At 67.4% G+C, this 25,839-nt stretch carries 21 protein-coding genes, 3 tRNA genes and 2 pseudogenes; 9 read left to right on the top strand and 17 right to left on the bottom strand.

What is annotated here, in order from left to right; genetic code table 11:
• Positions 1-8 precede the first annotated feature (8 nt).
• The 7 genes and pseudogenes from FQS62_RS15535 to FQS62_RS15505 all read right to left on the bottom strand — a co-directional run bounded on the left by FQS62_RS15535 (position 9) and on the right by FQS62_RS15505 (position 5,285).
• Positions 9-674, bottom strand: a complete 666-nt coding sequence (locus FQS62_RS15535) for an HNH endonuclease (protein ID WP_019336875.1) — start codon at positions 672-674, stop codon at positions 9-11.
• A 569-nt stretch (positions 675-1,243) separates the two neighbouring features.
• Positions 1,244-3,033, bottom strand: a pseudogene (locus tag FQS62_RS15530) (acyl-CoA dehydrogenase C-terminal domain-containing protein).
• A 64-nt stretch (positions 3,034-3,097) separates the two neighbouring features.
• Complete coding sequence (locus tag FQS62_RS15525; RefSeq protein WP_208043059.1) at positions 3,098-3,574, bottom strand: LEA/WHy family protein; 477 nt, start codon at positions 3,572-3,574, stop codon at positions 3,098-3,100.
• 162 nt (positions 3,575-3,736) lie between these two features.
• Positions 3,737-4,288, bottom strand: a complete 552-nt coding sequence (locus FQS62_RS15520) for a lipocalin family protein (RefSeq protein WP_208043060.1) — start codon at positions 4,286-4,288, stop codon at positions 3,737-3,739.
• Between the two features lie 95 nt (positions 4,289-4,383).
• Positions 4,384-4,959, bottom strand: a complete 576-nt coding sequence (locus FQS62_RS15515; protein WP_164159137.1) for a hypothetical protein — start codon at positions 4,957-4,959, stop codon at positions 4,384-4,386.
• 100 nt (positions 4,960-5,059) lie between these two features.
• Positions 5,060-5,135, bottom strand: a tRNA-Phe gene (locus FQS62_RS15510).
• Between the two features lie 74 nt (positions 5,136-5,209).
• Positions 5,210-5,285 (bottom strand) — tRNA-Phe (locus FQS62_RS15505).
• 335 nt (positions 5,286-5,620) lie between these two features.
• On the opposite strand from FQS62_RS15505, the gene FQS62_RS15500 reads away from it, so the two are divergent.
• Positions 5,621-6,646 (top strand): NADPH-dependent curcumin/dihydrocurcumin reductase, encoded by a 1,026-nt coding sequence (locus FQS62_RS15500; RefSeq protein ID WP_208043061.1) that lies wholly within the window; start codon positions 5,621-5,623, stop codon positions 6,644-6,646.
• A gap of 71 nt (positions 6,647-6,717) precedes the next feature.
• Here FQS62_RS15500 and FQS62_RS15495 read toward each other — a convergent pair.
• Positions 6,718-7,559 (bottom strand): annotated as a pseudogene (locus FQS62_RS15495) (methylated-DNA--[protein]-cysteine S-methyltransferase).
• Between the two features lie 132 nt (positions 7,560-7,691).
• Here FQS62_RS15495 and FQS62_RS15490 point away from each other — a divergent pair.
• Positions 7,692-8,453, top strand: a complete 762-nt coding sequence (locus FQS62_RS15490; protein WP_208043062.1) for an SDR family oxidoreductase — start codon at positions 7,692-7,694, stop codon at positions 8,451-8,453.
• A gap of 6 nt (positions 8,454-8,459) precedes the next feature.
• Here FQS62_RS15490 and FQS62_RS15485 read toward each other — a convergent pair whose 3' ends face one another.
• Positions 8,460-8,945 carry a hypothetical protein gene (locus FQS62_RS15485; RefSeq protein ID WP_057501891.1) on the bottom strand — a complete coding sequence of 162 codons (486 nt, stop codon included), beginning with the start codon at positions 8,943-8,945 and terminating at the stop codon, positions 8,460-8,462.
• A 160-nt stretch (positions 8,946-9,105) separates the two neighbouring features.
• Here FQS62_RS15485 and FQS62_RS15480 point away from each other — a divergent pair, with 160 nt between their 5' ends.
• Positions 9,106-9,276 (top strand): hypothetical protein, encoded by a 171-nt coding sequence (locus FQS62_RS15480; RefSeq protein WP_162838401.1) that lies wholly within the window; start codon positions 9,106-9,108, stop codon positions 9,274-9,276.
• A gap of 61 nt (positions 9,277-9,337) precedes the next feature.
• Here the strand turns inward: FQS62_RS15480 and FQS62_RS15475 are convergent.
• The 4 genes from FQS62_RS15475 to FQS62_RS15460 form a co-directional block, all read right to left on the bottom strand.
• Positions 9,338-9,413: transfer RNA gene (locus FQS62_RS15475), tRNA-Ala, on the bottom strand.
• Positions 9,414-9,506: 93 nt separating this feature from the next.
• The gene (locus FQS62_RS15470) at positions 9,507-10,433 is read right to left on the bottom strand and encodes an alpha/beta hydrolase (RefSeq protein WP_107379952.1); all 927 of its coding nucleotides are present in this window, start codon (positions 10,431-10,433) and stop codon (positions 9,507-9,509) included.
• Positions 10,423-11,316, bottom strand: coding sequence for an alpha/beta fold hydrolase (locus FQS62_RS15465; protein WP_208043063.1), 894 nt, complete (start codon positions 11,314-11,316; stop codon positions 10,423-10,425). The genes FQS62_RS15470 and FQS62_RS15465 overlap by 11 nt, the downstream gene beginning before the upstream one ends.
• Positions 11,317-11,337: 21 nt before the next feature.
• Positions 11,338-12,393, bottom strand: a complete 1,056-nt coding sequence (locus FQS62_RS15460) for a sugar phosphate isomerase/epimerase family protein (protein WP_208043064.1) — start codon at positions 12,391-12,393, stop codon at positions 11,338-11,340.
• 101 nt (positions 12,394-12,494) lie between these two features.
• Here FQS62_RS15460 and FQS62_RS15455 point away from each other — a divergent pair, with 101 nt between their 5' ends.
• Together FQS62_RS15455 and FQS62_RS15450 are read left to right on the top strand one after the other, a co-directional pair.
• Complete coding sequence (locus FQS62_RS15455; RefSeq protein ID WP_049447625.1) at positions 12,495-13,076, top strand: TetR/AcrR family transcriptional regulator; 582 nt, start codon at positions 12,495-12,497, stop codon at positions 13,074-13,076.
• Between the two features lie 180 nt (positions 13,077-13,256).
• The gene (locus FQS62_RS15450) at positions 13,257-15,587 is read left to right on the top strand and encodes a TonB-dependent receptor (RefSeq protein ID WP_049447624.1); all 2,331 of its coding nucleotides are present in this window, start codon (positions 13,257-13,259) and stop codon (positions 15,585-15,587) included.
• A 71-nt stretch (positions 15,588-15,658) separates the two neighbouring features.
• On the opposite strand, the gene FQS62_RS15445 is transcribed toward FQS62_RS15450, so the two are convergent.
• Together FQS62_RS15445 and rnd are read right to left on the bottom strand one after the other, a co-directional pair.
• Positions 15,659-16,732 (bottom strand): hypothetical protein, encoded by a 1,074-nt coding sequence (locus FQS62_RS15445; RefSeq protein WP_208043065.1) that lies wholly within the window; start codon positions 16,730-16,732, stop codon positions 15,659-15,661.
• 90 nt (positions 16,733-16,822) lie between these two features.
• Positions 16,823-17,902, bottom strand: coding sequence for a ribonuclease D (gene rnd / locus FQS62_RS15440; RefSeq protein WP_208043066.1), 1,080 nt, complete (start codon positions 17,900-17,902; stop codon positions 16,823-16,825).
• A gap of 84 nt (positions 17,903-17,986) precedes the next feature.
• Between rnd and FQS62_RS15435 the strand changes: the two genes are divergently transcribed.
• Together FQS62_RS15435 and FQS62_RS15430 are read left to right on the top strand one after the other, a co-directional pair.
• Positions 17,987-19,879, top strand: coding sequence for a formylglycine-generating enzyme family protein (locus tag FQS62_RS15435; RefSeq protein ID WP_088480199.1), 1,893 nt, complete (start codon positions 17,987-17,989; stop codon positions 19,877-19,879).
• A gap of 88 nt (positions 19,880-19,967) precedes the next feature.
• The gene (locus FQS62_RS15430) at positions 19,968-20,864 is read left to right on the top strand and encodes a M48 family metallopeptidase (RefSeq protein WP_208043067.1); all 897 of its coding nucleotides are present in this window, start codon (positions 19,968-19,970) and stop codon (positions 20,862-20,864) included.
• Positions 20,865-21,387: 523 nt separating this feature from the next.
• On the opposite strand, the gene xseA is transcribed toward FQS62_RS15430, so the two are convergent.
• Together xseA and queG are read right to left on the bottom strand one after the other, a co-directional pair.
• Positions 21,388-22,719, bottom strand: a complete 1,332-nt coding sequence (gene xseA / locus FQS62_RS15425; protein WP_049447735.1) for an exodeoxyribonuclease VII large subunit — start codon at positions 22,717-22,719, stop codon at positions 21,388-21,390.
• A gap of 44 nt (positions 22,720-22,763) precedes the next feature.
• Positions 22,764-23,834 (bottom strand): tRNA epoxyqueuosine(34) reductase QueG, encoded by a 1,071-nt coding sequence (gene queG, locus FQS62_RS15420; protein ID WP_208043571.1) that lies wholly within the window; start codon positions 23,832-23,834, stop codon positions 22,764-22,766.
• A gap of 23 nt (positions 23,835-23,857) precedes the next feature.
• Here queG and FQS62_RS15415 point away from each other — a divergent pair, with 23 nt between their 5' ends.
• Entirely contained in the window at positions 23,858-25,342 is a 1,485-nt protein-coding gene (locus FQS62_RS15415; RefSeq protein WP_208043572.1) for an NAD(P)H-hydrate dehydratase, read from the top strand.
• Positions 25,339-25,821 (top strand): tRNA (adenosine(37)-N6)-threonylcarbamoyltransferase complex ATPase subunit type 1 TsaE, encoded by a 483-nt coding sequence (tsaE, locus tag FQS62_RS15410; protein WP_012511659.1) that lies wholly within the window; start codon positions 25,339-25,341, stop codon positions 25,819-25,821. Before FQS62_RS15415 ends, tsaE begins: the two co-directional genes overlap by 4 nt.
• Positions 25,822-25,839: the final 18 nt, after the last annotated feature.

The raw sequence follows: 25,839 nt of genomic DNA, 5'->3' as shown, positions 1-25,839 counted from the left end.
TCAGCGATTCAGGTGCTCAGTTTTGAACGCTTCGGCAATTGCGCCTTCAGGAAGGCCATCTGGTCGGCCAGAATGTTGCGGTTGGACAGGATCAGGTGTTCGATCCAGCTGGGCCGGTAAGGCACCGCCAGCAGCGGCATTCCGGCCTGCTGCGGGGTGCGGTCGCTCTTGCGCGAGTTGCAGTGGAAGCAGGCGGTGACCACGTTTTCCCAGCAGTCCAGGCCGCCCTTGGACAGTGGCATGACGTGGTCGCGGGTGAGCGTAGGGCGGTTGAACTGCTGGCCGCAGTACATGCATAGATGGGCGTCGCGGGCGAACAGGGCCGGGTTGGTCAGGTTCGGCGTCGGGTCGATCGCGCGGGAGCGGGCGTGGCCGCGGGCGGCGATGATCGGGTGCAGGTCCATCCCGCTCTGCAGGCCACTGAAGCGGTTGGTGCCGCCGTGGATGTGCAGGCAGGGATCGCCGAGCGTCCAGGCGACGGCTTCGCGGGCGTAGAGGCACGCCGCGTCCTGCCAGGTGATCCAGTCCAGTACGCGCCCGTGGGCATCAAGCGAGAGCAGCCGGACCGAGCCGGGGCGATGCAGCGTCGTGGCGTTGGGCGATGCTTCGGCGCCCGGAGCAGAAAACGGAGCTCCGGCTTCGATCAGACCCAAGCGTGTAGTGTCTGTCTCCATCGGGAGAACAGCTTATACCTGAATCATTGCGATTTGGGTATCGCCCCGAGGGCGATGCCAAATCGCAATGATTCAGGTCCACGCATTCCTCCTAATCCCCGCGCCTGTCGGCGCGCCCCCTTTAGCACCCCAGCCCGCCGTTGGCGCGCTGGGGTGCCCGCGCATTCTTCCTAATCCCCGCGCCTGTCGGCGCGCCCCCTTTAACAAAAGGGGGCTCTTCTCCAGAGGGATTTCGGGGGTTTCCATCCACGCATGGCGTGGATCTGCCGTGTCGACCAAGGTCGACACCTACCAGCAGCACAAATCTGTCGAAGGCGGGGTGGGTCCGGTTGCGGGGGCGTGAGCCGCATGGGCCCGAGGCATGCCTCGGGCGGGTTGGGCAGGACGCCCAACCCCGGTCTTGCCGTGTGCGCAGGACTGCGCACACGAGCAAGCGGCGACCGAGGCTACAGGGACGTACTTGCGCCGTCCCCCGCAATTGGACCCACCTCGAAATCCCGCAGGAAGCCGGCTGTTGCGGTTGCCGGCCAGCGGCCGGCACTACCGCAGGTGCCGGGCGGCAGCCCGGCTCAGGCGCCGAAGCGCTCGTCGTCCATCGCCATCAGCGGGGCGGCGCCGGCCTGGATGGCGGCGGCATGGCTGAGGGTGCGCGGCAGCACGCGGGCGAAGTAGAAGCGAGCGGTTTCGCGCTTGCCCTGGGCGAAAGCGGCGCCGTGCGCGCTGGCGTCGGCGGCGGCCACGCTGCGAGCCCACCAGTAGGCCAGTACCACGTAGCCCGAATAGAACAGGTAGTCGTAGCTGGCTGCGCCCAGTTCGTCCGGATTGCCGGCCGCGCGCTGCAGCACGTCCAGGGTCAGCTTGCCCCATTCGGCGGCCTTGGCGCGCAGCGGGCCGATGAACTCGGCCAGCGCTTCGTTGCCCTCGTGTTCCTTGGCGAAGGCTTCGATCTCGGCCAGCATCAGCTTCAGGCCGGCGCCTTGGCTGGACGCGGTCTTGCGGCCGATCAGGTCCAGCGCCTGGATGCCGGTGGTGCCTTCATACAGCGTAGTGATGCGCGCGTCGCGGGCCAGCTGTTCCATGCCGTGTTCGCGGATATAGCCGTGGCCACCGAAGCACTGCAGGGCGTTGTAGGTGTTCTCGATGCCCCATTCAGTCTGGCAGGCCTTGGAGATCGGGGTCAGGAAGCTCACCAGAGTGTCGGCGCGCTCGCGCTCGGCGGCATCCTCGGCGTGATGGGCAACGTCGATCAGGGTGGCGGCGTGCAGGGCCAGCAGGCGGCTGCCTTCGACCAGCGACTTCACCGTCAGCAGCATGCGACGCACGTCCGGGTGGACCAGAATCGGGTCAGCCGGCTTGTCCGGGAACTTGGCGCCGCTGAGGGCGCGCGACTGCAGGCGCTCACGGCTGTACTTCAGCGCGTTCTGGTAGGCACGCTCGGAGAGGCCAATGCCCTGCAGGCCGACACCCAGGCGCGCGGTGTTCATCATGGTGAACATGGCCTGCAGGCCCTTGTGCGGCTGGCCAACCAGGTAACCCTGCGCGCCATCGAAGTTCATCACGCAGGTGACCGACCCCTTGATGCCCATCTTGTGCTCGATCGAGCCGCAGCGCAGTGCGTTGCGCTCGCCGACGTTGCCTTCGCGGCCGACCTTGAACTTGGGGGTGACGAACAGCGAGATGCCCTTGGCGCCGCAGGGGCGTCGGGCAGCTTGGCCAGCACCAGGTGCACGATGTTGCCGGTCAGGTCGTGCTCGCCGGCGGTGATGAAGATCTTGGTGCCGGTGATCGAGTAGCTGCCATCGGCGTTCGGCTCGGCCTTGGTCTTGAGCAGGCCCAGGTCGGTGCCGCAGTGCGGTTCGGTCAGGCACATCGTGCCGGTCCAGCGGCCTTCGATCAGCGGCTTGAGGAAGGCGTCGTGCTGCCAGGCCTCGCCGTGCTGCTTCAGTGCTTCGATGGCGCCGTGCGACAGCAGCGGGAAGTTGCCCCAGGCCAGGTTGGCGGCGTTGATCATTTCGTTGAGCGGCACGCCCAGGGTGTGCGGCAGGCCCTGGCCGCCCAGCTCTGGCGAGGCGGTCAGGCCGGTCCAGCCACCATCGACGAACTGGTCGTAGGCCTGCTTGAAGCCGGGCGGGGTGGTCACTTCACCGGTGGCCTGGTCGAGCACGCAGCCGATCTCGTCGCCGACGCTGTTGAGCGGGGCCAGCACGGTGGCGCTGAAGCGGCCGGCTTCTTCCAGCACGGCATCGACCACATCGGCGGTGGCGTCGGTGAAGCCCAGGCGGGCGAACAGGGGTTCGACCTTGAGCACGTCGTGCAGGGCGAAACGGAGGTCGGAAAGCGGGGCGGTGTAGCTGCTCATCGGTACGTCTCGATTTGATCAGGGCAGGGGAGAGCGGCGCCGGGCGCCGCCGCGGAAAGAGGGGTCAGCGCAGCACGCCGGGCAGGCCCGGGGCCTGGTTGAGGGTGCTGCGGCTGCTGATGTCGAAGCTGCGCTGCTTCTTTTCCTGCGGCGTGGCCGCCACCGTTCCCTTCAGGCCGTAGGCCAGGGTGCGGTTGCCGGCCAGCGCGTCGGCCACCACCAGGCGTGCGGCCGAGCTGGGCACGAGTTCGACATTGATGACGTCGGCCGAGGTGCCGCCGATGGAGATACCGGGCTTAGCCAGCAGCGTGCCGGCGTCGCTGTCGCCGACAGTCAGCGCCAGCGCGACGTCATCGAAGGTCATCGGCATCGAGCTGAAGTTCTGCAGGCGCAGGGCCACGGTCCAGTTGCCGTCGGCGCGCACGGTCAGCTGTTGCAGGCTGGCCGCCGGTTCCGAAACACGCTTGACGATGCCGTTGTTGCAGGCAACAACGGCGAGGGTGCACAGGACGATCAAGGCGATACGGAAACGGTGGAGCATGGGCGCAGGTCCTCTGGAGGGGTGCGTTGGATAAGCATACTACGGCGTATGGACGTTTGGATCGCCTGTGGCGACCCGTCGCAGAGGGTAGCGCGTGAAGATGGCGGCCGGGCGTGCGCGGCGCCGGATGGCGCGCGCGTGGTGCGCCGGATGCGGGGCGGTTCAGTTGGCGGGCGTGTCGCGCAGCGGGGCCATCAGGCGCAACGGCTTGAGGTCGTAGCCCATGGCTTCGGCTTTTTCTTTCAGCTGTTCGAATCGGGCGCGATCCATTTCCGGCACGCGCGAAAGAATCCACAGGTACTTTCGATCGGGTTCGCCGATCAACGCCCACTGATAGTCCGGGTCCAGTGCCAGCACCCAGTAGTCGGCCCAGACCAGCGGCACCCAGCTCAGCCAGTCCGGCACGAAGCGCACCTGCAGTTGGCCGGGATGACCGGCAACCGGGCGTGCTACGCCTTCAGCAACCACACGTTCTCCGTCGCCGTTGCGGCAGGCATTGGTGACACTGATGCGGCCATCGCGGCGCAGCCCGTAGTTGGCGGTGATCTCGCCGACGCACTGCTTCTGGAACGACACCGGAAGATGCGCGATCTCGTGCCACTGGCCTGCGTAGCGATCGATGTCCAGCGTGTCGACTGCGCGCACCGGTTCGGCGGCGATCACCGGGGAGGCGGCCAGCAGCAGGCAGGCGAGCAGGGCGGGGCGAAGATGCATGGGCGGCTCCAGGCAGGAGTCTGGAGCTTAGGCGAGCGGCCACGGGCGCGTGTAAAGGTTCCATGCGCCGGCACCATTGCCGTCGTCAGTTGCGGCTACTGCTCGAACGGGCGTTGACTGCGCTCGTCGCCGTCAAAGGTAATTGTCCGCGTATGCAACGTGCCGCTGCTCATATCCCATTTGAAGGTGTCCAGCCCTCCGCCGCCGGTTCCCTTGGAATGCAGGCGTACTGCGCCGCGGGTCAGATTGTCGGTCAGCAGCAGTTGCGCGGAGCCGTCGGCGTCCACACGGAGTCCGGCCCGGTCCCGCCACCGGTCCTCGCCCTGTCCCTTCGGGGCGTCCAGAGCAAGAGCGACGCTGTTGTCCTCGAACGTGCTCAGGCCGCCTCGCTCGGCGCCGGAAGCGTCGAAAATCAGGATGCCGGCAGCGCGGCTTCGTCGCCCTTCTTCTACGCTGCCCTGGCCAATCTCCACCCGTACCACGCCGTGCTCGTCGAGTACCTGCAGCTGCCGCGTGCTCAAATGATCGACGTGTAATGCGGCATCGCGCTGCGAAAGCAGCCAGGCTGTGACTGCGGCCAAGCCAAGCAACAATACGGACAGCCCGGCAACCAGCCATTGCAGGCGTCGCAGCGATTGCTGTAGTTGGGACGGGGAGGGGGTGTCATCCATGTCATCAGTGCTCCATGCAGTGAACCAAGGACGGTACTACAGAGACGGCAGGGACGGTCGCGCAAAAAAAAAGACCTGCATTTCTGCAGGTCTCTGAAGATGGTGGCCGAAGACGGAATCGAACCGCCGACACGGGGATTTTCAATCCCCTGCTCTACCAACTGAGCTACTCGGCCAAATTGTGTGGCAACCGTGATCAAACCCGGTTTCCGGAAAAAAAAAGACCCGCATTTCTGCAGGCCTTCGAAAGTGGTGGCCGAAGACGGAATCGAACCGCCGACACGGGGATTTTCAATCCCCTGCTCTACCAACTGAGCTACTCGGCCACATGTTTCGTTGCAGCGAGGTCGCTGCCAAGGACGCGTATATTACGGAGGTCGGCTGCCTTCGGCAAGCGTTTTGCCAAGATTTCTTCACATTGCCGTCTGCACGCTCGCAAGTGCTTGATCCTCCGTTCTGGGGCGGGGCGTGACCAGTCGATAATCGTCTGCGGTGGAAATCAGCAGATCGCCGCCATCGCCAAAGCTGCAAGGGCAGGGGCTGCGCCGGACCCGCGCCGGTCCGGGCGATGGAACGCTGTTTTCGTGGCCGCTGGCGCCGCCCGCAGCGGCGTAGTGTCGACGCTCCTTTCCTGATGCTGGCAACAGCAGAGTCCGTCGCCATGACCGCTTCTTCGACTACTTCCCGCATCGTGCTGGCCTCGCGTCCACAGGGCGCACCGACCGCCGGCAATTTCCGTCTGGAGCAGGCCACGCTGCCGGCGCCCGGGCCGGGCGAAGTGTTGCTGCGCAACCGCTACCTGTCATTGGACCCTTACATGCGCGGACGCATGGACGAAGGCCCGTCCTACGCCCCGCCGGTGGCGGTCGGCGCGGTGATGGAGGGTCAGACCGTGGCCGAGGTGCTGCAGTCCAATGCCGAAGGGGTAGCGGTGGGGGATCTGGTGCTGGCGCCAGGTGGCTGGCAGACCCACGCGGTGCTGCCTGCGACTGCGCTGGCACGTCGACTCGATCCCGCCGGCCTGCCATTGAGCACGGCGCTGGGCGTGTACGGCATGCCCGGATTCACTGCCTATTCCAGCCTGCATGAAATCGCCCGTTTGAAGCCGGGCGAGACGCTGGTGGTCGCCGCAGCGAGCGGCCCGGTCGGGGCGACCGTGGCCCAGCTGGCCAAACTGCAGGGCGCACGCGTGGTCGCCATCGCCGGCGGTGAGGCCAAGCGTGCCTACCTGCAGACGCTGGGCGTGGACGTGGCGCTGGACCATCGCGCCGCTGATTTTGCGGACCAGCTGCGCGCGGCGGTGCCTGCGGGCATCGACGTCTACTTCGAGAACGTCGGCGGCCATGTACTGGATGCGGTGCTGCCACTGCTCAACGACTTCGCTCGCATTCCGGTATGCGGCACCATTGCCACCTACAACGACCGCGGCGTCGAGCAGCCCGGTCCGGACCGCCTGCCGGCGCTGTTCAGCCAGATCCTGCGCCAGCGCCTGACCGTGCGTGGTTTCATCGTGCACGACTTCAACCACCTGTGGCCGGACTTCGAACGCGAGATGCCGCAGTGGCTGCGCGACGGCCGCATCCAGTACCGCGAGGATGTGGTGGAAGGACTGGAGAATGCACCGGAGGCGTTCTTCGGGCTGTTGCAGGGGCGCAACTTCGGCAAGCTGGTGGTGAAGCTGGATTGAGGGCTTGGCGGTGTGCCGACCAAGGTCGGCACCTACCGGAAGCTGGGCGCCGACCAAGGTCGGCACCCACCTCAGGCAGTCGAGGCCTTTTCGCGGCGTAGCAGTTCGCGCTTGCGGGCCACGCCCCAGGCGTAGCCGGACAGGTCGCCATCTCGACGCACTACGCGGTGGCAGGGTACGGCCACCGCCAGCGGGTTGCTTGCGCATGCGCGGGCTACGGCACGGCTCGAGCGCGGGGCGCCGATGCGCGCGGCGACATCCGCATACGACGCGGTCTGCCCGCGCGGAATCTGCTGCAGCGCTTGCCACACCCGTTGCTGGAACGCGGTGCCGCGGATGTCCAGCGGCAGCGTGGCGCCCCGCGAAGGATCCTCGACCAGGCCTACGACCTGTGCCACCAGTTGCTCATAGCCCTGGTCGGCGCGACCAGTTCGGCCTGGCGGAAGCGTTGCTGCAGCGACTGCAGCAGGGTCTCCGGATCGTCGCCGAGCAGGATCGCGACCACGCCGGTCCCGCTGCTGGCCACCAGTACGCTGCCCAGTGAGCTTTCGGCAAGCGCGAAGTGGATGACTTCGCCGCGACCACCTGCGCGCCATTGCTTGGGCGTCATGCCCAGCAACTTCGGTGCGTTCTCGTAGAAGCGCCCGCTGGAACCGAAGCCGGCATCGTGGAAGGCGTCGGTGATGCGTTCCTGCTGTTCCAGCCCGGTGCGCAGGCGGTCGGCGCGCAGCGCGGCGGCGTATTGCTTCGGGGTCAGCCCGGTGGCCTGTTTGAACAGGCGGTGCAGCCGGGTCGGGCTGCAGCCGGCGATGTCGGCCAGTTCCTGCAGTGAGGGTTCGTCGAGGCTGGTCTGCAGGTGGCGGCAGACCCGTTCGACGCGGGCATCGAGGGCGGTGGTGGCGGTACTGTCCATGGCCGGATTCTGGCACGCGCCGGTGCTGCGGAAACTCCGTTTCCTGCACCGACGGGCCAGGCCCGGAAACGGAGTGTTGGCAGGCCGAAGGCGCGGCATCGTGGCGGCCACTTCACAACCGGCACCACGACCATGCGCCTGAACAACAAGATCGCTCTCATCACCGGTGCCAGCGCTGGCATTGGCCGCGCCAGCGCCCTGCGCTTTGCTGCCGAAGGGGCAAGGCTGGTGCTCAACGCACGGCGACCGGAGCCGCTGCAGGCGCTGGCCGAGCAGATTCGCGCCGCCGGTGGCGAAGCCGTGGTGCATGCCGCTGACGTGGCCGATCCGGGCACGGCGCAGGCGCTGGTCGATCTGGCCCAGCGGTCATTCGGCGGCCTGGACATCGCCCTCAACAATGCCGGCATGCTCGGCCCGGGCGTGCCGGCGGCGGAGTTCCCGGTGGACGCCTGGCGCGAGGTGATGGCGACCAATCTGGATGCGGCCTTCCATGCCGCACGTGCGCAGTTGCCGGCACTGCTGGCGCGCGGTGGCGGCTCGCTGGTGTTCGTCGGCACCTTCGTCGGCCACACCGTGGGATTCCCGGGCATGGCGGCCTATGCGTCAAGCAAGGCCGGGCTGATCGGCCTGAGCCAGGTGATCGCTGCCGAATACGGCGCGCACGGCGTGCGCAGCAACGTGCTGCTGCCTGGTGGCACCGATACCGAGATGGGCCGGCAGGCGGCACCGACCGGCGATGCCCGCGCCTTCGTGCGCTCGCTGCACGCGCTCAAGCGCATGGCCGAGCCAGAGGAGATCGCCAACGCGGCGCTGTTCCTGGCCAGCGACGAAAGCAGTTTCGTTACCGGCACCGCGATGCGCGTGGAGGGCGGGGTGTCGATCACCCGTACCTGAGCGGGCTCACGAGCGTGGCGCGTAGCGGATGCCGCTGCTGGCCATGAAGCCTTTCGGATCGAAACGGGCCCAGGCTTCGCCCCAGTCGAAGCGGGCGAGGCCGCCGGTCAGTTTGCGCCCCAGTGCCGTAGCCAAGATGCGGCGCATGAAAGCGACTTCGGCATCGATCGCGGCCTGGGTCGGCCAGCCGTCTTCCAGCGGCGCACCAGGCAGACTGACACCCATTGCCACCATGTCGAGCTGTTGCCCGTGGAAGCACAGGCTGATGCCAGCGGGCGCGCCGCCCAGGCTGAGCCGGTGCAGGCTGAGCCAGTGATAGCCGGTGCCGACATCGCGCTCCCCTCGCACCAGCGCGGCGAAGGCGACGCTCGCTTCATCCCGGGACAGGGTGGGGCCGATCAGCGTCGGCAGATTGCCGAGCTGGATGCTGCCGTCGGTCGCATCGAGGAGCATCGGCAACGCGTGCGCTGCGTGCTGGGCAGGAGAGGGCATGGCATACCGGTGGGCGTGGTGCTTCGGATTCTGGCTGCGCGGGGGCCGCGGCGGCAAGCCAGTGCCTGCACATGGCGTTGGCACGGGACTGACCTGCGGCTTACCCGGCAACCTCTAGCGTGGTGGGCAACGCAGGCCCGCCGCCGGCGTGGAGATTTCGATGAACGAGCGAGACAAGGATCAGGACCCGAAGCAAGGCGTGCAGGAAAGCCGCCAGGACAGGAAGCAGGACGATGTGGCCAAGCAGCGGCCCGGGCAGCGTGATCAACAGGTGCGCGATGCGCACTCGCGCAGCCCGCGGCGCAAGGACGGTGACCAGGAGCCGGCCTGAGTTGCGGACGCTGAAAAGAAAAACCCGCAGATCGCAGGGATCTACGGGTTCTTCTGGATAGTGGTGGAGCCAAGGAGGATCGAACTCCTGACCTCGTCATTGCGAACGACGCGCTCTCCCAGCTGAGCTATGGCCCCACGGCAGGCTTTCAGTGTAGCGCTGCCTGCCGGCCTTGCCAAGCGCCGGGCCGGGACGGCGGCTGGCGTGGATCTGCCACCGTCCCGGCCGCGTCAGGTCAGGGCCTGGCGCAGCAGATCCCCCGCGCGCTGTACCGCTACGCCGGTAGAAACAGCCATTCCCTGCAGATGGATGCAGGCGTGGATCATTCCGGGCAACCGCTCGAGCGTGCAGCCGATACCTGCCGCCTGCAGCCGCCGCGCATACTGCTCGGCCTCGTCACGCAGTGGGTCGTACTCACAGCTGAGCACGGAGGCCGGCGCCAGTCCCCGCAGGTCGGTTGCGTGGGCGGGCGAGGCCAGTGCCAGCGGCGGATGCAGATCACCAAGATAGCCCTTCCAGCAGCGCCGCATCAGTTCGGCGCTGAGGTAGTAGCCACTGGCGTACTCGCGGTAGGAATCGCTGCCCATGCCGGCATCCAGCGCCGGGTACAGCAGCAGTTGGTGGCATGGTTGTGGCAGCCCCCGTTCGCGCAGCAGCAGGCAGCAGGCGGTGGCGAGGTTGCCACCGGCGCTGTCGCCACCGATCGCCAGCCGCTGTGGGTCCAGGCCAAGGCGCTCGGCGTTGTCCTGCAGCCACTGCCAGGCGTCGGCGACGTCATGCAGTGGAACCGGGAACGGGTGTTCCGGCGCCAGCCGGTAGCCCACGGCGACAATCACGCAGCCGCCGGCATTGGCCAAGGCGCGGCAGGGACCGTCGTAGACCGCCAGCGAACACTGGAACCAGCCGCCGCCGTGGGCGAACAGCAGGGCCGGCGCCGGTCCATCGGGCAGCCCTTCCGGTGTGTAAAGGCGGACTTCCAATGCATGCCCGTCGCGTGCGATCACCGTGTGCTCGATCACGCGTGCAACCGGCTGCGGCGCCCCCTGCAGCGTCGGCAGCGCACCCTCGCTGATCGCACGCAGTTCCCGCAGGTCGTCGGGCAATGGCTGCGACGCCACGGCGTCGACGAACTGCTGCAGCGCCGGTTCAAGCTGCATGGTGTGCCTCCTGCAGGAACGGCAGCAGCTGTGCAAGAAATGCCTGCGGCGCTTCTTCCATGATGAAGTGGCCGCAGCCCGGCACGATGCTGCCGCGCACGTCATCGGCATGTGGCTGCAGGGTCAGCATCGGCGCGTCGCCGGTGGCGTGTTCGGCGCCGATCGCCAGCACCGGCATCGGCAGCCGGCGCTGCGCGCGCAGCTTGTTCTGGCGGATGGTTTCCGGAATCGCGCGGTACCAGGCGAAGCCTGCGCGCAGCGCGCCGGGGCGGCTGTAGGCCGCGATGTAGGTATCGGCGGCCACTGCATCGCGCCGGTACGACCAGCGATCGAACATGAATTCCAGGTAGGCGCGCTCGCGACCGCTGATGAGCGCCTCGGGCAGATCGGCCACCTGGTTGAACATGAAGTGCCAGAGGAAGATGTTGTCAGCCGGTGCGGCGAAGATGCCCGGCTCGGGCGCCAGCCCGGGAATCACCGCTTCGGTGACGGCCAGCTGGCGCACGGCCTGCGGCTGGTCGCTGGCCAGCGCATAGGCAATCCACATGCCGATGTCATGGCCGACCACCTGGTAACGGTCGTGGCCCAGCGCCTGCATGGTCTGGTGCAGGACGGCGGCGGCGCTGCCAGTGTCGTAGCCGTGAATGGGGCGATCGGATTCGCCGATGCCCGGCGGATCAACCGCGATGGCTTTGAACCCGGCCTGGGCCAGAGCGTGCAGCACGTGCCGCCAGGCGTACCAGGTCTGCGGCCAACCGGGAATCAGCAGTACCGGCTCACCGTGGCCGGCGGATACGCAATGCACGCGCTGGCCGTCGATGCGCAGGTAATGGTGGCGCAGGGAAGCGTCGCCGGCAGCGCCAGCGGAAAGGGAAGGGGTCATGGGGGCGTGCTCCGTTGGGGCTCAGGCAATGCCGAGCATCTGCTGCATCTGCGCGGTGCTGATCGGTGCACCGGCGAAGTCGTCGAAGATCTTGTCGGTGACCGGAATGATGTGGTCGCGGATGAATGCGGCGCCTTCGCGCGCGCCGGCTTCCTGGTCCTTCAGGCAGCACTCCCATTCCAGCGTCGCCCAGCCCTGGTAGTCGTACTGGGCCAGCTTGGAGAAGATCGACTTGAAGTCGACCTGGCCATCGCCCAGCGAGCGGAAGCGACCTGCACGTTCGGTCCAGTCGGCATACCCGCCATAGATGCCTTGGCGGCCGCTGGGGCGGAACTCCGCATCCTTGACGTGGAACATGCGGATCAGCGGGTGGTAGATGTCCAGGTACTCCAGGTAGCCCAGCTGCTGCAGCACGAAGTGGCTGGGATCGAACAGGATGCGGCAGCGCTGGTGCTGACCGACGCGCTCGAAGAAGCGCTCGAAGCTTGTGCCGTCATGCAGGTCTTCGCTGGGATGGATCTCGTAGCAGAGATTGATGCCGTTGTCCTCGCAGGTGTCGAGGATCGGCCGCCAGCGTCGTGCCAGTTCGTCGAAGGCGGCATCGATCAGGCCCGGCGGGCGCTGCGGGAACGGGAACAGATACGGCCAGGCGAACGAGCCGGAGAAAGTGCCCATGTCCTGCAGGCCGAGACGGCGTGACGCGCGGGCGGCTAGGTGCAGCTGCTGCTGCGCCCATTCGCTGCGCGCCTTCGGGTTGCCGCGCAGTGCTTCGGGGGCGAAGCCATCGCAGAGCTCGTCGTAGGCAGGATGTACGGCCACCAACTGGCCAAGGATGTGGGTTGTCAGCTCACTGACCTGCAGGCCGTGTTCGGCGAGCGTGCCACGGATCTCGTCGCAGTAATCCTGGCTGTCGGCGGCAGTGGCCAGGTCGAACAGGCGTGCATCCCAGGCGGGAATCTGCAGTGCCTTGAAACCGTGGCCGGCGGCCCACTCGGCGATGCCGGCAAGTGAGTTGAACGGGGCCTGGTCGCCGGCGAACTGCGCCAGGTGCAGGCTGGGGCCCTTGAGGGTCTGCATGTGTTGCTCCAATTATTTGTCGATCGACAAAGAATAGGCGCGACCGTCGCGATGGTCAACACCCGCGTTACACTGCGCGCCTCACTGGAGCAGGCAGGCAGATGGCAGGGCGACCGCGCGAATTCGACAGGGACCAGGCATTGCGCAAGGCGATGCTGCTGTTCTGGCAGCACGGCTATGAAGGCACGTCGATGTCGGCACTGGTCGAAGCACTGGGCATCGCCTCCGCACGCATCTACGCCGCGTTCGGCAGCAAGGAGCAGTTGTTCCGCGAAGCCGTCGCGCTGTACGAGGAAGGCGAGGGCGGCTTCGCGCCGCGCGCGCTGGAGCAGGCCACGCTGCGTGAGGCGATCGGCTCCATGCTGCGCGAAGCCGTGCTGACCTACACCCGGCGTGGGCGGCCGCACGGCTGCCTGGTGGTGTCCTCGGCCAGCAGCGTCTCGCCCGATGGCGAGGGCGTGCGGGACTGGTTGGCCAGCCATCGTCGCCAGCGCACGGCCGCGATCATCGCGAGGCTGCAGCAGGCGCAGGCCGAAGGGCAGCTGGCCGACGATGTGGCGGTGCAGGCGCTGGGCGATCACTTCGCCACGGTGCTGCACGGCATCTCGGTGCAGGCCCGCGACGGCATCAGCCGCGAGCGCCTGCTGGCGATGGTCGATGTGGCGTTGGGGCCGCTGCCCTGAGTCAAGCCTTCAGGGCGTGCGGAATGCCCGGCGACTGTGCCGAAACCGCTGGTTTCGCCGGGCTTGGAGGTCGCGCAACGAAATCGTAACAATTTGGGGGATAATGGCGGCTTGCGCAGTTCTCCTCCCTTTTGCCGCCCGGCTCGCGCAGGCCGCACGGACGCCTCCTCAGAGCATTTCATGCCCTCCCATTCCGATTCCCGCCGTCTGTCGGGTATGTCGTCTTCCTTCGTTTCCTTCCGCCGCCATCCGCTGGCCCTGGCCTGTGCCGGCCTGGCTCTGGTCGGCAGCTTCGGTGCCGCCGCGCAGGACAGCGCGCCGACCCCGACCGGGCTGGACACGATCACCGTGACCGCCGAACACCGCGAGCAGAACCTGCAGGAAGTGCCGGTCTCGGTGGGCGTGGTGCAGGGCGAGCGCATGCGCGACTTCACCGCCGGCGGCGACGACACCCTGCTGGCGCTGTCCGGCCGCGTACCGAGCCTGTATGCGGAAACCACCACCGGCCGCATCTTCCCGCGCTTCTACATCCGTGGCCTGGGCAACATCGACTTCTACCTGGGTGCCTCGCAGCCGGTGTCGATCATCCAGGACGACGTGGTGCTGGAACACGTGGTGCTGAAGTCCAACCCGGTCTATGACGTGGACCAGGTGGAAGTGCTGCGCGGCCCGCAGGGTTCGCTGTTCGGCCGCAACACCACCGCCGGCATCATCAAGTTCGACACGTTGAAGCCGACCCAGGACTACACCGGCCGCGTCAGCGCCAGCTATGCGACCTACAACAGCGTGTCGATCGACGGCGGCTTCGGCGGCCCGATCAACGACATCGCCTCGTTCCGCGTGTCGGCCCTGTACCAGCACCGCGACGACTACGTTGACAACACCTACCGCGGCCCGAGCGCCGACGGCACGGTCAGCCCGAAGAAGAACGCCATGGGCGGCTTCGATGACCGCAACGTGCGCGCCCAGCTGCTGCTGACTCCGAGCGACCAGTTCTCGATCCTGGCCTCGGCCCACGCCCGTGACTACGAAGGCACCTCCACCCTGTTCCTGCGCGGCGCGCTGACCAAGGGCTCGAACAAGACCGACGTGCCGCGCGACCAGGTCGCCTACGACGAAGCTGACAACAATCCGCAGGCCTACAAGACCTACGGCGGTTCGGTGAAGGCGCGTTACGACTTCGGCGCGATCGACTTCACCTCGATCACCGCCTACGAAACCACCTCCGGCTACAGCCGCGGCGACACCGACGGCGGTGCCGCGGTGAACTTCCCGGTCAACGGCGTGCCGAACGGCTATGGCCAGTCGATGGGCCGCATCCGTGATCTGGACCAGTGGACCCAGGAATTCCGCCTGGCCAGCCATGACGACAGCGCCCTGCAGTGGCAGGCCGGTGCGTTCTACTTCAACGGCAGCGACACCACCGACTTCTACCAGCGTGCGTGGTTCCTGCAGGGCGCGGCCCGCAACCCGAACAACTGGGTGCGCCTGCGCAACAAGAACACCTCGTGGGCCGGATTCGGCCAGCTGAGCTACGCCTTCACCGACAAGTTCACCGTCACCGCCGGCCTGCGCCAGACCAAGGACGAGAAGCACACCCGCCTGCTGAAGACGGCTGACACTGCCGCCGGCGTGGTCACCTACAAGGGCCGCACCGACGTCAAGATGTCCGACACCACCCCGAGCTGGGATCTGAGCGCGATGTATCAGATCACGCCGGATGTGAGCGTCTACGCCAAGGTCGCGCGCGGCTTCCGTGGCCCGACCATCCAAGGTCGTTCGGCGGTGTTCAATGCCGATTTCACCACCGCCGATTCCGAGACGATCCTGTCCTGGGAAGCGGGTGTGAAGAGCAGCCTGTGGGACAACCGCCTGCGCCTGAACGCCACCGCGTTCACCTACACTGTCAACGACATCCAGCTCAACGGCAACGATTCGGACGGCAACGGCGTGCTGTTCAACGCCGACAAGGCCAAGGCCTACGGTTTCGAAGCGGACATGGAGCTGCGCCCGATCCCGAACCTGACGCTGAGCGCCGGCCTGAGCTTGCTGCACAGCGAGATCAAGGACAAGCGCGTCTACGCGCAGGTCTGCGGCCTCAATGGCCAGGTGGTCTGCACCGTCGGCGACCCGACCATCAAGGTCGGTGCCAACACCTTCGCGCAGATCGACGGCAACCCGCTGCCGAACGCGCCGAAGTACAACGTCAACCTGGCCGCCCGCTACGACTTCCCGGTCAGCGACGCCGGCACCATGTTCGTCTCGACCGACTGGAACAAGCAGGGTTACACCAGCTTCGTGCTGTACGACAGCAAGGAGTTCAACTCCAAGGGTGACTTCGAGGGTGGCCTGAAGATCGGCTACTCGGGCAACTACGGTGCCTACGAGGTGGCGCTGTTCGCGCGCAACATCACCAACGAGAAGAACCTCAAGGGTGTGATCGAGAACTACATGGCCGCGGTCTACAACGAACCGCGCACCGTCGGTGTCTCGTTGAACATGAACTGGTAAGCCTTACCCCGTCGTGTAACGGAAACGGCGCTCATCGAGCGCCGTTTTTCGTTGCTAGGCATCATCCGTGCTCACGGCGTGGCGCTGACGCCCTTGCCCAGCGCTGCATCGGACGGCGCACTGGGGCCCAGCACCTGCAGCTGCATCGCCTCCATTCGCTCCAGTACCTTGCGCTGCTTGCCGTTGAGGCCGCGCGAGGTGATTGCGATGTGCTTGCGTGCAGCGTCCAGCGGCGCGGGTTGGTAGTGCACCGTGAAGCGGCGCAGGGCGCATCCCGTCAGCTTGTCGACCGGTGCGCAGTCGTTCGCGTTGAAATCGATATCGCCGTCGGCGGCAACAATGAAGGGGCTGAGCAGGATCTGCCCTTCGCTGGCAGTGAAGGCCAGTGGCGCGTGGGCCTTGGCGATGACCGCCTGGATGCGTACGGCAGGGATGTCTTCAGGGACGATCCTGTCATCCCAGTAGCCTTCGGTCGGGCGCGAGGTTTCGTAGTTCTGGGTGCCCCATGCCACGCAGTTGCCGGAGGCCACATGCACCGAGATGCAGACCTGCTGGGAGTGCTGATCGGTCAGGACGCCGGGTGGTACCCAGACCTTCTTCCAGGAATAGAAACGGTAATCGACGTCGGACAGGCGGGTGGCGCCGATGTCCTTCGATACTTCGTCCGCGGTCCCCAGCGGCTTCAGCTTGGCCACGCGGGTGTTCAGGCGGTAGTTCTCCGCACCGTTCAGCAGATAGGTGCCTGGCGGAATCAGATGCACCTCGAACACGTCCATCAACACCGTCCGCTGCGGGCCGGTTTCCAGTTCGTTGGTGTTGAACAGCTGCACATAGCCCTGGGAGGGAATGTCCTTGTGCTGGAAGGACACCCGCGTCGAGAACCCGGGTAGGTCGGTCGAGCGGTTGCCCAGATGAAAGCCGGGCACCGGAGAGCCGACGCCTGGCCCGCCGTTGTGCACGACATACGGGGCCGGCACCAGCACGGCAACCAGACCGTCGCGGGTGGCACCGTCAATGATGTCCACCAGCTTGGCTGTGTTCTCCTTTTCCTGTGCATAGGAAAGCGGTGCGGCTTGCCCAGAGCATGCCAGGCCCAACGTGGTTAGCAGCAGTGCGCAGGCGGTCGCGATCTTGAGGGTCTGCATCGACGTCTCCTTGTCAGTACCGGCAAACCCTAGCACGGCCCCTGCAGGCTTGAGGTGCAGGGCGCCGGCGTGGTCCGGCGCCTTGTGCCATCAACGTGCGGGCAGCAGGGCCTGCAGCCGCGATTCCAGTTCCTGCTGGCGCCAGCCGGCCAGTGCGGCCGGCCACTGGCGACGTTCCAGATAGCTTTCCAGGTGCTTGCGCGAGGCCAGCACGCCATCCGGCAGGCCCAGTTCGCGGCTGCGCTCGGCGACCGCGTCCTGCAGCTTCTTCAGTGCCTGCTTGTTGCTGTCGTTGGCCGGCAGCGCCAGCGGTGCCTCGGCCTCATCGGCCAGCGGTGCGTCCAGCGCCTGCCACACGGCGCCAGCGAGCTTGCGCGGTGCCTTCGGGAACTGTTCGAACAGCGTGCCCAGCGCAGCAGCATCGGCCGGTGGCGTGCGCGCCAGCGTGGCGGCCAGTTCGTTGTCCAGGATCCAGCTCCGCGGGCGGTCGCTGCTGCGGGCCTGGACATCGCGCCAGCGCAGCAGGCGCAGCAGGCGGCGCTGTGCGGCGGCATCGAGGAACTGCGCCGAGCGCATCGCCAGGTGCGGCCAGCGGTCTTCGTCATTGGCGACGCTGGCCAGCAGGCGTTCGCCGTCGTCGTGCAGCCACTGCTGGCGGCCCAGCGCCTGCAGCCTGGCATCGATGGCGTCATGCAGCGCGAACAGGTGCTCGACGTCGTCGGCGGCGTACTGCAGCTGCGATTCCGAGAGCGGACGGCGCATCCAGTCCGAACGGGTTTCGCCCTTGGCCAGCGCCACCCCGGTGATCTCCGCAACCAGCTTCTGGTAACCCATGCCGCCACCGATACCGGCCAGCGAGGCACCGATCTGGGTGTCGAACAGCGGTCGCGGCAACACGCCGCAGGCCCACTTGAAGGCGACCAGGTCTTCGCTGGCGCTGTGCATCACCTTGATGATCGATTCATCGACCAGCCAGGGCGCCAATGCTTCGGTCATGCCGGGAATCAGCGGATCGATCAGCAGGATGTCCTGTCCGACGGCCATCTGCACCAGGGCCAACTGCGGCCAGAAGGTGCGTTCGCGGATGAATTCGGTGTCCAGGCCGATGCGGGTCGGACGCTGCTGGAAGTACGGATCCAGCTCAGCGGGGGTGGTGATCCAGGTTGCCACGGGTCAGGGCCTACTACTCGGGTTTGCTCAGGCAGGGGAGAATAGCCTAACGTCGGTCCGCATCCGTGCCGAAGGAGATCCTGCTTGCGTTTTCTGCTGTCGTCCGCGCTGTGCACCGCCCTGGCTGTGGCCCTGGCCGGCTGCACGCCGTCGCCCTCGGCAACGGCGGAGCCGGCGCCGGCTGCTGGCGAAGACGCGCGGCCGCAGGAAGGTCCGCAGGTGGACACAGCCCTCGGGAACGGGCAGGGCAGCGTCACCATTGCCGGCGAGGATGCGGCCGAGGATGTGCAGCGGTGGACAGCGCCACGGGTTGATCGGCAGGGGCGCACGCTGGCCCAGCTGCGCCGCGCGGCCGAGAAGGCATTCAACGAAGGGCATCTGTACGAGGACGCCGACGCAGCGGTTCCGCTGTGGTTGGCGGTACAGGAGGAAGACCCGGATGACCGTCAGGCCCGCATTGGCCTGCAGCGTGCCCGCCAGCGCCTGCAGCAGCAGGCGGACGCGCTGCTGGTGCGGCCGCTGAAGCAACGCGAGGCCCTCGCTGAGGCCAGCCGCCAGGCGCTGGTACTGCTGACGCTCGCGCCGAAGGACGAGAAGGTGCGTGCGCTGCAGGGGCGGGTCGAGACCGCGCAGCGCGCGGTGGCCTACAACCGCGCCGGCGAAGAGGACCTGCGGTCGAACCGGATCGGTGAAGATGGTGACGGTGCCATCGGCAACTTCCGCGAGGCCCTGGCCCTGGATGAACACAACAGCCGGGCGCGGCAAGGCCTGGCAGCAGCGGAGAGTGGCTTGATCCGCCGCGCCGAAGACGCCGCGCGCGTGCGCGACTTCGCCAGCGCGGGCACCTGGCTGGCCGAAGCCAGCAAGGTCCGCGACTCGTCACCGACCATTGCCGATGCCTTCGAGCGCATTGAGCAGATCCGTGCCGCCACGCTGCTGCAGCTGCGCGATGACGGTCTGCGTGATCTGGCCACGCCGCAGGGCCTGAAGCCGGCCCGCGAGAAGTTGGCCGAGGCCCTTCGCATCGCTCTGCCGGGAGACGCGGTGGTGGCCCAGCTGCGCGAGCGTATCGATCTCGCTACCCATTACGGTAGCTTCCGCCCGGGCCAGGTGTTCAGCGACGCCATGCGTGATGGCGGGCGCGGGCCGCAGATGGTGGTGGTGCCGCATGGCGGCTTCCAGATGGGTGCCAGTGATGCCGAGCCTGGATCCAGTGATTCCGAGCGCCCTTCACACTATGTGCGCTTCGATCGCGGTTTCGCGATGGCGATCACCGAGGTTACGGTCAGCGATTTCGAACGTTACGTGAAGGCGTCCAATGCGCGCCCGCGCGCGACCCGGCGTGGCCATTCGGTGGTATATGACGAGCGTAGCGGCAACTTCATCCGCCGCAGTGGAGTGGACTGGCGCTCTGACTATGACGGCGGCCGCGCGTTGGGCAACTCGCCGGTGATGCACGTCAGCGTGCGTGATGCCGAGAATTACGCGGCGTGGTTGTCCGAGCAGACCGGCCGCAGCTACCGGCTGCCCAGCGAGGCCGAATTCGAATATGCACTGCGCGCCGGCAGCAGTGGGCGCTACCCATGGGGCGACGCTGGCACGCCGCCGCCCGGCAGCGGCAACTTCACCGGCAGCAAGGATGTCTCCCCGTCCGGGCGGCATTGGCACAACGCCTTCATCGGCTACGGCGATGGCTGGTGGGGACCGGCGCCGGTGGCCAGCTTCCAGGCCAACGCCTTTGGCCTGCACGACATGAGCGGCAACCTCAGCGAATGGGTGGCCGATTGCTGGCATGCCAGTTACCGGCGTGCGCCCTCCGATGGCGCCGCCTGGTTCAACCCGGGCTGTCGTTCGCGGGTGATCCGCGGCGGCAACTGGGCCAATGCGCCCGAACAGACCCGTGCGGCCTGGCGGCAGTCACAGGATTCGGACACCACCAACGCCCGCATCGGTTTCCGCCTGGTGCGGGGCATCTGAGGGGCACCGGGCTTCACCCGCTGCTGGCGTCCGCGCACTAAGATTGCGCCGTGCCCGCCGGCCGGCGGGGCCTGCTGGACGACCCCTGATGCGCAATGATCCCTTTTCCCGCTCGCCCCAAGGCCCGCAGCGTCGCGGCCTGTTCGGCAACATTCGCTGGTGGGTGCTGCTGCTGGCGGCCGGCTATGCGGTGTTCTACTGGTTTTCCAACCGCACGGTGGACCCGTACACCGGCGAGAAGGTGATGATCGACAGCAGCCTGGACGCGCGACAGGAGACCGCTTTGGGGCTGCAGGCCTACCAGCAGATCCTGTCGCAGGAACGGCCGATGGATCCCAGCGCACCGATCGCGCGCGATGTGCGCGACATCGCCCAGCGGCTGATTGCCAAGGTCGATGTGGTGGAGACCGCGATGGCGCAGGAACACGGCGTGCAGCCGGCGCATTTCGCGCGGGATTTCCAGTGGGAGGTGAACGTGATCCCGTCCGATCAGGCCAATGCGTTCTGCCTGCCGGGCGGCAAGATGGCGGTCTACACCGGGCTGGTGCCGGTGGCGCGTACCCGCGACGCGATGGCGGTGGTGATGGGCCACGAGATCGCGCATGCACTGCTGCGCCATGGTGCACAGCGCATGGCCCAGCAGAAGCTCACCCAGATCGGACAGGTGGCCGGTGCCGCAAGCGGCATGGATGCGCAACAGCAACAGATGATGATGTCGGCGATGGGCTACGGGTATCTGCTGCCCTATGCGCGCAGCCACGAGACCCAGGCCGACGAAGTGGGCCTGATGCTGGCCGCAGCGGCGTGCTTCGATCCACGCGAGGCGGTGCCGCTGTGGCAGCGGATGGGCCAGGCCGGTGGCGGCCAGTCGCCGCCGGAGTTCGCATCTACTCACCCGAACCCGGGTACCCGCATCCAGAACCTGCAGGCGCTGATGCCGAAGGCACTCGAGTACCGGCAGAAGTTCTGCGAGCAGGCAAAGTAGGGTGGTGTTCGCAGGGCTGCGCCCTGCACCTGCCGAAGCAACCGCAACAGCAACAGCGTGCATTCCGTGGGATGGCGGGGTGGGCCCGGTTGCGGGGGCCGCTGCAAGTACGTCCATGTATGCTCGGTCGCCGCATCCATGCGGCTCACGCCCCCGCAACCGGACCCACCCCGCCTTCGACAGATTCTCGCGATCTGTCGGAATGGCGTGGGGTCAGATCCGTTTTCCTACGGAAAACGGATCTGACTCCGAATTGATTCGATATCTGACAGAGATTCATCCACGCATGGCGTGGTTCTACCGACCGTCATCGGGAAACTGTCGAGGGTGGGGCGGTGTGGCTGTGCAGGACCGTTGGCGCCATGGATGGCGCCATCGAGCCCCCAGGGATGAGTTTACGGCGTGTCCTGCACAGCCACACCGCCCCGCCAAACCATCAGCAATCCAGAGCCGCTTTGGCTGTTGCTTCGGCCGTTGCTTGAAGCCTCTGCAGGTGCAGGGCGCAGCCCTGCCGAACACCCCTCTACTTGACCTGCACGTCGATCACGCCGTCGCCGACGCGGGCCTGCAGTGCGTCACCCGGCTGTACCTGATCGATCTGGCGTACCAGCGTGCCATCGTCGCTGCGGGTGAGGATGCTGTAACCACGAGCCACGGTCGCCAGCGGGCTGACCGCTTCCAGTGAACGCGCCAGCCCGCGCAGGCGCAGCACATCGCGCTCCAGCAGACGCTGCATCGCAATCTGCGGGCGCCCGCGCAGGGCAGCCAGGCGGCGCTGCATCGTGTCCAGCTGGCGCTGGGGATGGTGCCCGCGCAACACGGCTGCGGCATGACGCAGACGCGCGGCACGGCGTTCCTGCTGCTGGTTGAACGCCGCATGCAAGCGCCGGCCCAGGTCCAGCTGGCGGCGACGCAGCAGATCCAGCCGCGCCTGTGGGCTCTGCGCGTTCAGACGCAGCAGTGCACGGTCGGCACGCTGCATCGCCTGCTGCATCGTGTGCCGCTGCAGCTGCACCATGCGTGCGGCCGTGCGGCGCAGGCGCAGGGCCAGTTCGCGCTGGTCCGGCACCAGCAGCTCGGCGGCCACCGACGGCGTCGGTGCACGCAGGTCGGCGGCAAAATCGCTGAGGCTGAAGTCGGTTTCATGGCCCACCGCCGACACCACCGGGGTGCGGCTGGCGGCGATCGCGCGGGCCAGCGCTTCATCGTTGAACGCCCACAGGTCTTCCAGCGAACCGCCACCGCGGGTCAGCAGGATCACATCATAGCGGCCACTGGCATCGGCGGCCTGCAGCAGGCGGGTGATCTGCGCGGCGGCGCTGCTGCCCTGTACCAGGGTCGGCAGCAGATCCACTTCCAGAAGCGGGAAGCGGCGGGCCAGCACGCTCAGCACATCACGCACGGCGGCGCCGGTGGGCGAGGTGATCACTGCCAGGCGCTGCACGTGCGCCGGCATCGGCCGCTTGCGCGCCGGGTCGAACAGACCCTCGGCCTCCAGCCGTGCCTTCAGCTCTTCGAACGCTCGGCGCAGCGCGCCTTCGCCCGCTTCTTCCATGTGGTCCAGCACCATCTGGTACTCGCCACGGGCGTCGTACAGGGTCACCTTGCCGCGCACCAGCACGCGCATGCCTTCGCGTGGCACGAACTTCAGGTACTGCGCCTTCATCCGGAACATCGCCGCGCGCAGCTGCGCACGTGCGTCCTTCAGGGTGAAATACAGGTGCCCGGAAGAAGGGCGCGCCACGCTGCCCAGCTCGGCCTCGACCCAGATCGCCGGGAAGCTGCCTTCCAGCAGGTCGCGGGCCAGGGTGTTGAGCTGGCTGGGGGTGAAGATGTCGTTGTTGCGTGGCTGCATGGGAACGGCGTGCTGCGGGCGGAACGGGGGCTCAGGATCGCACGTCAGCGCACCGTGTGCTGGCCCAGCGCCCACTGCACGTGTTCACGCACCAGCGGCGAGGGATCATCGACGCGGGTCTGCAACGCGGCCAACGCTTCGGCCGAGGTCGGTGCATTGCCCAGTGCCACGGCGATGTTGCGCAACCAGCGCTCATGGCCGCTGCGGCGGATCGGGCTGCCTTCGGTACGGCGCAGGAACTCGGCTTCATCCCAGGCGAACAGCTGATCCAGCCGCGCGGTATCGAGGTTGTTGCGCGCGCGGAAATCGGCTTCGTCGGTGCGCTTGGCGAACTTGTTCCAGGGGCAGACCAGCTGGCAGTCGTCGCAGCCGTAGATGCGGTTGCCGATCAACGGCCGCATGTTTTCGGGAATGGCACCGTCGTGCTCGATGGTCAGGTAGGAGATACAGCGTCGCGCATCCAGCCGCTGCGGGCCGGTGATGGCCTGCGTCGGGCAGACATCGATGCAGCGCGTGCAGGTACCGCAGTGTGCCGTGGCCGGCGTATCGATCGGCAGCGGGACATCGATGTAGATCTCGCCGATGAAGAACCAGGAGCCGCCGTGGCGGTCGATCAGGCAGGTGTGCTTGCCGATCCAGCCGAGCCCCGCATTGCGGGCCAGTGCGCGTTCCAGCACCGGCGCCGAATCGACGAATACGCGGTAGCCCAGCGGTGCCACTTCATCGTTGATCTGCGTGGCCAGCTTCTGCAGGCGGTTGCGCATCAGCTTGTGGTAGTCGCGGCCCAATGCGTAACGAGCCACGTAGGCGCGGCCCGGGTCGGCCAGGGTTGCCCAGGCCTCGGTGTCGTCCTTGTGGCTGTAGTCCATGCCCACCGAGATCACCCGTACGGTGCCGGGCAGCAGCTCGGCCGGGCGCGCGCGCAGGGTGCCATGGCGCGCCATCCAGTCCATCGTGCCGTACAGGCCCTGGCCCAGCCAGTCGGCCAGGTGCGCTTCATCCTCGCCCAGCTCGATGCCGGCGATGCCACAGCGCAGGAAGCCATGCGCACGGGCCAGTTCGCGGATGCGCTGCACGGCCTGGGCCGGATCGACAGGGGTGGGGACGGGGGACATGTGCACCAGTATAAAATCCCTGCATGGCCAACCTTGCCGATCTGTTCGATTCCGCTGCCGCGCGTGCGCTTGATGCGCAGGCCTCAGCGCTGGCCGCCGAGGGCGGTTGGGGCCTGATGGCGCAGGCCGGTCAGGCCGCCTGGCAGTGCCTGCTGCAGCATTGGCCGCAGGCGCGGCGGATCGGCGTGGTGGTCGGGGCGGGCAACAACGGCGGCGATGGCCATGTGCTGGCCCGTCACGCGCTGCAGGCCGGGCGCGAGGTGACAGTGATCGCCTTGCCGGGGAAGTCGCCGTCAACCGTGCTGGCACAGCATGCAGCATCTGAATTCAAGTCCGGTGGCGGCACCATCACCGATTTCGACGGCATGCTGCCCGAGGCCGACATCTGGGTCGATGCCCTGTTCGGTCTGGGCTTCGATCGCGCGCCGGAAGGCGTGGCGCAGGCGCTGATCGTCGCGCTCAACGCGCAGGCGGCACCGGTATTGGCGCTGGACGTGCCCAGTGGCGTCGATGCCGACCGCGGTGCCGTACCGGGCGTGGCCGTGAAGGCCGCTTTGACCCTGCAGTTCATCGTGCCGCATCGTGGGCTGTATACCGGCGATGCGCTGGATCATTGCGGGCAGAAAGTCCTGGCACCGCTGCAGCTGGCTGCGGCCGCATGGCAGGGCGTGTCACCCGCCGCAGAGCACTGGACCCAGGCTCGCTTGCCGGCACTGCTGCCGCCACGTCGCGCCAACACTCACAAGGGCGAATCCGGGCACGTGCTGTGCGTCGGCGGCAACCATGGCAGCGGCGGCGCCATCGCAATGGCCGCCGAGGCCGCGTTGCGTGCGGGCGCGGGATTGTTGAGCCTGGGCACTCGCCGCGATCATGTCGGCCCGTTGCTGGCGCGCCTGCCGGAGGCGATGACCCACGCGCTGGAAGACGGCGATGTGCTGCCAGCGCTGCTGGACAAGGCCAGGGTGGTGGCGATCGGCCCCGGTCTGGGCCAGGACGAATGGGCGCGCGCACTGTTTGCGCGGGTGCTGGCCTGCGCCAGGCCACTGGTGGTCGATGCCGATGCCCTGAACCTGCTGGCGCAGGATCCGCGCGCGCTGCCTGACGCCATCCTTACGCCGCATCCGGGCGAGGCCGCGCGCCTGCTCGGCTGCAGCACCGCTGACATCCAGGCCGACCGCTACGCCTGCGCGCAGGCACTGGCCGAGCGTTTCCACGCCGTGGTGGTGCTGAAGGGCGCCGGCAGCATCGTCGCAGCGCCCGGGCAACGGCCACGGCTGATTGCCGCAGGCAACCCTGGCATGGCCGTGGGCGGCATGGGGGACCTGCTCACCGGCATCATCGCCAGCCTGCGCGCGCAGGGCCTGGCAGCCTTCGACGCTGCTGCAACCGGTGCGCTGCTGCATGCGCTCGCGGGTGATGTCGCTGCCGCCGACGGCGCGCGCGGCCTGCTTCCTACTGATCTGCTGTCGCCGTTGCGGCGACTGGCCAACCCGGAACTCTCCCGATGATCGATTTCTTCCTTGCCGACAGCGATGCCACCGAACTGCTCGGGCAATGGCTGGCGGCCACCCGGCCGCCGCAGGCGCTGGTCGAACTGCGCGGCGACCTGGGCGCCGGCAAATCCACCACCGCACGCGCACTGCTGCGCGCACTGGGCGTGCAGGGCGCGATCCGCAGCCCGACCTACACCCTGGTCGAGCGCTATCCGCTGGCCAGCGGTGGCGAGGCCTGGCACCTGGACCTGTACCGGATCGGCCAGGCCGGAGAGCTTGATTTCCTGGGCCTGGACGAGGGCAGCGCGGTGCTGTGGCTGGTGGAATGGCCGGAACGCGGCGCGGGCGCGCTGCCGCCGACCGACCTGGTGGTGGCGCTGGAGATCGAGGGGCAGGGGCGCCGCGTCCGTCTCACTGGAGCCAGCGACGTCGGACATGAATGGCTGAAACGGCTTCCCCAAGGGGGCGACTTGCAGGCCATTTCTGTCGGCTGACGAGAACAAAGACCGGCA

The organism is Stenotrophomonas sp. SBJS02 (assembly GCF_020428325.2).
Lineage (GTDB): Bacteria > Pseudomonadota > Gammaproteobacteria > Xanthomonadales > Xanthomonadaceae > Stenotrophomonas > Stenotrophomonas africana.
This window is presented reverse-complemented; position numbering and strand designations above follow the sequence as displayed.